General features: G+C 37.3%; 5 protein-coding genes and 1 pseudogene. 4 read left to right on the plus strand and 2 right to left on the minus strand.

What is annotated here, in order from left to right:
- A partial coding sequence (locus CD001_RS16360) for a transposase (RefSeq protein ID WP_257009838.1) occupies nt 1-1,143 on the minus strand: 1,143 nt, incomplete at its 3' end.
- A gap of 73 nt (nt 1,144-1,216) precedes the next feature.
- Nucleotides 1,217-2,296, minus strand: coding sequence for a sigma-54 interaction domain-containing protein (locus CD001_RS16365; RefSeq protein ID WP_096188716.1), 1,080 nt, complete (start codon nt 2,294-2,296; stop codon nt 1,217-1,219).
- Between the two features lie 198 nt (nt 2,297-2,494).
- Between CD001_RS16365 and CD001_RS16370 the strand changes: the two genes are divergently transcribed.
- From CD001_RS16370 to CD001_RS16385, 4 genes and pseudogenes are all read left to right on the plus strand, one after another.
- Entirely contained in the window at nt 2,495-3,256 is a 762-nt protein-coding gene (locus CD001_RS16370) for a cell wall hydrolase (protein ID WP_096188717.1), read from the plus strand.
- 374 nt (nt 3,257-3,630) lie between these two features.
- A pseudogene (locus tag CD001_RS16375) lies at nt 3,631-3,933 on the plus strand (transposase); the annotation flags it as partial.
- A 51-nt stretch (nt 3,934-3,984) separates the two neighbouring features.
- Nucleotides 3,985-4,515 (plus strand): AAA family ATPase, encoded by a 531-nt coding sequence (locus CD001_RS16380; RefSeq protein WP_096188718.1) that lies wholly within the window; start codon nt 3,985-3,987, stop codon nt 4,513-4,515.
- A gap of 856 nt (nt 4,516-5,371) precedes the next feature.
- Nucleotides 5,372-6,580, plus strand: coding sequence for an IS110 family RNA-guided transposase (locus tag CD001_RS16385; RefSeq protein WP_096188719.1), 1,209 nt, complete (start codon nt 5,372-5,374; stop codon nt 6,578-6,580).
- The last annotated feature ends 180 nt before the right edge of the window (nt 6,581-6,760 follow it).

A 6,760-nucleotide genomic window follows, 5' to 3' on the forward strand; every position in this document is an offset into this window, starting at 1 on the left:
TGCAGGTGCACTATACCGCCGTAAATCAGACTCTATTTTTATCTTGTAAACCTTTTGGCATAAGGAATCATCAGCTAGTGGGCAGTCTATACATTCCTTTGGACGAGTATATTTTAGCGTTTGATACTTTTGATCAAAGCTATCATATCGATACGAATGTTCTCTGACACAGGTTGGAGCGAAATTCTCATCAAACCCAATTGGCTCTGATTCATTCTTTTTGTTGTAAGCAATGATGGAATGCCCTTTCATTCGATGGACTTGTTCATAGATGGCATCGTAATCATACCCTGCATCCATTAGGACAAAGATCATCCTAAGTTCCGGAAAGTTACTTTCTATTCCTTTTAATAAAGGGATAGCTGCTTTCCCATCGTTTAGGCTGCCTGAAGAAATCGTCGATTGGAGAATAAATTGTGTTTTTGTATCCACAGCCAAATGGCCTTTATACCCGTACCAAAACACATTTTTACCTTCACTGTTTTTCTTCACGCCCCATGCAGGGTCAAGAGGCAGCTGACCATGAAGTTCATCATAAGAAACGTCTAGCTGATCTTCAATTTTCTTTTCAAAAATGGACAAAGAGGCTTCCATGGCTTCTTTCTCTTTTAACCATTGTTCGCGTTCCGCCTTTGATTTACGCCCACGTTTCTTTGGCTCAGGCTTTGGTTTCTCTTCTTTCTTGGAAGGAGCCTGATCTCTCGCTTCAAAGTGACCAGAGTCGATGGCGATATTGGAATTCGTAATAAATTCTTCTTGAATCGCATCAAGTACTATTTGAGAATTGACCTCTTCAAGAACGTTTGTATCTTTGATCTTTGTAATCATCCTTGAAAACGAAGCTTCCGAAGGAACAGGATCTGATACTAAAAAACCGCAATCTATCTTAAACTTAAGATCCGAGTTTAAACGTTTAATGAGAAGTTGTATTTCAGGAATTCTTTCAACGAGTCTTACTACAAGTGCTTGAATCATGGCAGGATAGTTTAATTTAACGGGCCTGCCTAAATTGGATTTTTTTGATACCACGGTAAGGAGTGGATGGATATTAATGGCTGAAAAAATCTCATCGTAACGTTGGGTAGGTTCTAAATCAAATAAAATTTGCATGCTAAAAAGACTTTCTTGTCGTACAATAGACATAGGAGTCTTTCCCCCTTCGAATTAGTTTGCTCGTTACTTACTAAATTCGACATTTGGGGAGGTACTCCTTTTTTCATGTCTTGAAACCCTTGGCCTGTAAGGGCCAATAATTATGAAATTCATTCATAAAGAAAGAAATAAGTTCCGGAAGATCTTCTATTCGCTCACGTAATGGAGGAATTGAAATCGAGACGACATTTAAGCGGTAATATAAATCCTTTCTCAGCGTTTCATCATGAATGAGTTTTTGTGGTGGCTCATTTGTAGCTGTAATAATTCGTACATTCGTTTGGATCGTTGTAGTTGAACCTACTCTTCGGATAATACCGTCTTCTAATACACGAAGTAATTTTGCTTGCAGGTCAAACGGAAGTGTATGGATTTCATCTAAAAACAACGTACCACCGTGAGCAAGCTCGAATAAACCTTCTTTATTTTCAGCCCCAGTAAAGCTCCCTTTTGTCGTACCAAATAGGATACTTTCAAGAAGGCTCGGTGGGATTGCTGCGCAATTTTGTGAAATAAGAGGACCCAATGATCGTTTGGATGCATTATGGATGCTTTGGACAAAAAGTTCTTTACCTGTTCCAGTCTCCCCGTATACGAGGATAGGGGAAGTTGTTTTAGCTGCTAATTTCGCTTTTTCTATAATAGACATCATCTTTTCGTTAGAAGACAATATGTTTGAAAACGTATAATGTGGCTGTTTCTGTTCGACGACCTGTGGTTTTGTTTTACGTTCATTCATTTCTGATTGCAAATCAATTAGTTTTTTTGATAATTCTTTAATTCTTGAATAATCTTTTGCTATTTCGACAGCCCCTAAAACCTCTTGATTTACAATAACAGGGATCGTGCTATTGATCGTATCAATCAGTTTTCCTTTTATATTACGATATGTTTGTGGCTGATTATAAATAGGCTTACCTGTTTTAACAACTTTCAACATTGTACTCGTACTGCTGGATAAGGAAGGAAACACCTCTAATAATGGTTTTCCGATTACATCTTTCTTTTCTAAACCGTCATGGTCTGCAGCAATTTCATTATAATAGATCGTAATCCCATCGCGATTTATGACATGGATTCCTTCATCTATCGATTGTAAAATCGCTTCTAGCATTTCTTTCGTATTCTCATCCGATGCAAACATATTTTCCCCCTATGATAATGTGCCGAAAAATAATCTCTATTGCCGAAAATTCGGCAGTGATGGTTATATTATACAAAAGATTAAGAAAAATAACAAAATGATGGATAATCTTAGAAACATTTCTATAAATCTACTAAAGACAAATATATAATCGTCCTTTACCATGTGATATAGCAAAATTATGGGAGGGACAAATAAATGAAGAAGATAATATCTGTAAGTTTTTTTACAGCTGTCATACTATTCATGAGTACTTCAGTTTATGCAAATAGTCAAACGCATATTGTACAAAAAGATGAAACATTATGGTCAATCAGTCAGCTATATGGTCTTACAGTCGATCAATTAAAAAATGCAAATGGTTTAGAAAACAATATGATCTATCCAGAGCAAGCATTAACAATCCCGGGTGAGGGAAATGATCAGCATACAGTAAGATCTGATGATACGTTATGGAAGATTTCACAGGCGTATGGTATGTCTGTCGACCAGTTAAAAACTATGAATGGAATCGAGTCAAATGTCATTTATCCAGGTCAAGTGCTAAGCGTTTCTACACAGCATGCAAATGAAACTATGAACCAATACTCTCAAGAAGAACTAGATTTATTAGCACGTCTTGTTCATGCTGAGGCAGAAGGGGAGCCATATGAAGGTAAAGTAGCGGTAGCTTCTGTCGTCTTGAATCGTGTTGATCATTCTGACTTCCCATCTACGATCAGTAATGTGATCAATGAGACATATGAAAATGGGACAATCTTTGCATTTGAACCAGTACAAAATGGTCATATTGAACGTGCTGCAGATGAAGAAGCTGTAAGAGCAGCAGAAGAGGCAATTAATGGTCATGATCCAACTAATGGAGCTATTTACTTTTGGAATCCAGAAACTGCAACTTCAACGTGGGTAAATAGCAGAACCGTAACAATGAGTATCGGAAATCATGTATTTGCTAATTAAAATATGATGATCACATAAGGTTCTTCAGATACTTTATAACGTGGAAGTTGTATACTTTGAATGATGATCTTAAACAGGCAGGAACAAAAACCAGTTAAGAAGAAGAGACTGGGACAAAACCCAGTAAATAAAAAATAGAGAGGCTCTCATCCAAATGTTAGGTGGAGTGCCTCTCTTTATTTTTATACTCTGCTAAACTTTGTGCCGTTGATTTTCGCTACAAGATGCTCGCTTGCCTCTGGCATCGCCTCAGCTTCCTCGGGAAAACCACCCTGCGGGATCTTCGCCGAATGATTTTCCCGAATGCGTCTCGCACCTTTCGCTACAATCAACTTATTTTTTAATACAAAAAGGACACCTTCTGATAAAATTAAACAGAAGGGGAATATACGCTTGCTTTCGATGTATTCGTAATTCCAACAGACACACGCACTCTTATTCCATTTCTGGATAAGATCGAGGAAAGTTTCTTTAAGCTGCCCCAGTACATTGTCGCTGATGCAGGGTATGGCAGTGAACAGAATTATGAAGATGTAATGAATCGGGAGTGCATCCCATTTATCACGTATAATATGTACCGTAAGGAGAAGAAAAAGAGGTATAAAAATAACAATTTCAACTCTGCCAATTGGGAATATGACGAGGAAACAGATTCTTTTACATGCCCAAACGGGCAATAGTTAATGTTCCGTTACCTATCGAATTGGAAAGATAAAGGTGGTAATTAAATGATAATTATGATAAATGGAGCCTTTGGTGTGGGGAAAACCACAATTGCTCATGAACTTCAAAAAGAAATAAAAAATAGTATGATATATGACCCTGAAGAAATAGGTTTTATGTTGAGAAATGTTGTTCCAGAGGAAATAAAAAGAATTGAAGCAGAAACAGACGATTTTCAAGATTTGCATTTGTGGAAAGAATTAACTGTTGAAGTGGCTAAACGTATAATTACTAAATATAAGATTAACCTTATAGTACCTATGACTATTCGGAAACCAGAATACTTTCATTACATTTATAATGGTTTCAAATGTATTGATGAACAAACTTATCACTTTTGTTTGGCAGCGAGTAAAGAAACAATTTACGAAAGATTAAGGCAACGTGGAGAGGAAGAAGGAAATTGGTGTTTCCAACAAACTGAGAAATGTTTGAAAGCCTATAAAGAACACAACTTTGGAGAGTACATAGACACTGAAAAGGTAAGTATCAAAGTCGTTATAAACAATATAAAAGAAAAGCTAAACTATTCTTAGCAAACGATATTTTAAAACGAACCTGCGTTAGTTGAAGAAGAAAGAAGGACATAACATAGTAGTCATATTTATATTATGATTATAAACCACAGGATAGTTAGTCCATTAAGAGAGCTGACTATCCTTTTTTATTATAGTCTTTTTAAACACAGGCTCTGCCTGTGTGAATATAAACCTTTAAGGGGTGTAATCATGAGATATCTTTAAAAGTACGAATAGATGGGAGGTGTACTGTGCTTCTTCCTCTGCAAGAACAATCGATGAAGGGGATGCGTCGAAGCAGCTCGTGGTGAACTCAGCGAAGAATCGCTCGTTGCTCCTGCGCCACTTTGTTTGCTCGTCGCAGAAAAACAGTGCTCCTGCGCCACTTTGTTTGCTCGTCGCAGAAAAACAGTGCTCCTGCGCCACTTTGTTTGCTCGTCGCAGAAAAACAGTGCTCCTGCGGTTACTCTTCGCAAAAGCATTTGCTTGCTTTCACCCCAGGGGCACAAGTGCGACATCTGCTCTTACTTCACTTTGTTCGTATTCACGGTGTCTTCTTTGCCAGGGACCGAATTAATAAGGTTCCTTAAGGGACTCTGGTGGTAAAGTGCCCTTATAGGGCGAAATGAAACATACTAACATTAGTAGTACAGACCCAGGCCAGGGTTTGTGCTACTATTTTTTTATAGTAGAAGTGAAGTAAGGCCGACCAGCCTCTAGGACCATTTAAGAGTCCGTATTTTAAACCGGCCAACTTCACACCCTTATTTGAATCAGTTTAGTATGTTGGGTCCATAGAGATCGAGTAAAAGAAAGTGGAATCGATAAGGCAATGTGAGGGCTTCTATGATTGGCAAGAGAAGGAGAAATGGATATGAAACATGTACTGGCGTTCGATGTTAGTATGGGGAAAAGTACAATGGTTATCTATAACCACTATAAGAAATGTGAATTTGAAGGCGAAATTTATCATAATAAATCGTCCTTTAAAGCCTTAAATGATAAGATTTGTGAAATGACTAAACTGGATGGTCAAGCACCTGAAATTGTATTTGAAGCATCAGGAGTTTACTCAAGACCATTAGAATACTTCTTTCAAACAGAAGGCTACACCTATCATAGAGTTAGTCCGTTAGAAGCGAATCTACAAACGGCTTCGATGCGCCGTCATAAGACGGATAAAAGTGATGCTCATGAGCTCGCTAAATCCCACTTTCGAATAGAACGTTCAACGACATATCAGGAAGACAACTATTATAAACAAATGCGTGCACTAACACGTTATTATGATGAATTAGCTAGTGAAGTAACAAACCTATATAGCCGTATGCACGCTATTTTACAGCTAAGTTTCCCTGAATTAGAGCATCTCCTTTCCAAACGTTCTGCACTCTTTTTAAATATCGTTCAGCTTTACCCACACCCAGAGGAAGTATTGGCATGTTCAAAAACCGTGATACGAAACCGAATAAAAGCAAATACAAAAAAGAATATATCCCTTACACGTGCCGAAGCAAAGGCTCTAGAGCTACTTAACGCAGCAATAGACTCTTATCCAGCAATTTCGAAAGAAGATATTAGATGTGAACAAATACGTGATTATGCCAAACGTATTACAGATTTAAAAGAGAAAAAAGAACAACTTATAAAACAGATGGTTGACCTTTCCAAAGAACGTATCGAGTATCAGGTTTTACTTTCATTTCCAGGGATTGGTGAAGCTACAGCTGTAAGATTAATTGGAGAATTTGGGGATCTACGACGCTTTCAAAGCCACAAACAATTGAATGCATATGTTGGGATTGATATCATGCGTTATCAATCTGGCCATACATTTTATAAAGATAAAATAAATAAACGAGGAAATAACAAGCTACGAAAAATCTTGTACTTTATGATTCAGACAATGATTAAACTTCGTAAGAAGACTAACAATCATATTGTAGAGTACTACGACAAATTAAAAACGCAACCTCAAGGAAAACCCCACAAAGTTGCGTCAATTGCGTGTGTGAATAAGTTTTTGAAAGTGGCATTTCATCTAATTACACACAACATCACCTATAATTACGAAGCAGCATAAAACTGTTCGTAAATAGTTATTTATACTATACCATACATGGCCTTTCGAAAAAATGTAACTCGTCAGGTCTATTTGGTATGCGTAAATTAATTTTGAGTGGGAGGGGTACCCCTCCCACTCAAAATTAATTCCATCTAACATAAACAAAAAAGAAAAAATCACTTGACTGTAGGTAAGAAA

The organism is Evansella halocellulosilytica, assembly GCF_002335745.1.
Classification (GTDB): Bacteria; Bacillota; Bacilli; order Bacillales; family Salisediminibacteriaceae; genus Bacillus_CA; species Bacillus_CA halocellulosilytica.

Excerpts from the sequence above, each read along its gene's own strand:
- CD001_RS16365 (WP_096188716.1), bottom strand. The coding sequence starts at position 2,296 with ATGTTTGCATCGGATGAGAATACGAAAGAAATGCTAGAAGCGATTTTA.
- CD001_RS16385 (WP_096188719.1), top strand. The coding sequence starts at position 5,372 with ATGAAACATGTACTGGCGTTCGATGTTAGTATGGGGAAAAGTACAATG.
- CD001_RS16380 (WP_096188718.1), top strand. The coding sequence starts at position 3,985 with ATGATAATTATGATAAATGGAGCCTTTGGTGTGGGGAAAACCACAATT.
- CD001_RS16370 (WP_096188717.1), top strand. The coding sequence starts at position 2,495 with ATGAAGAAGATAATATCTGTAAGTTTTTTTACAGCTGTCATACTATTC.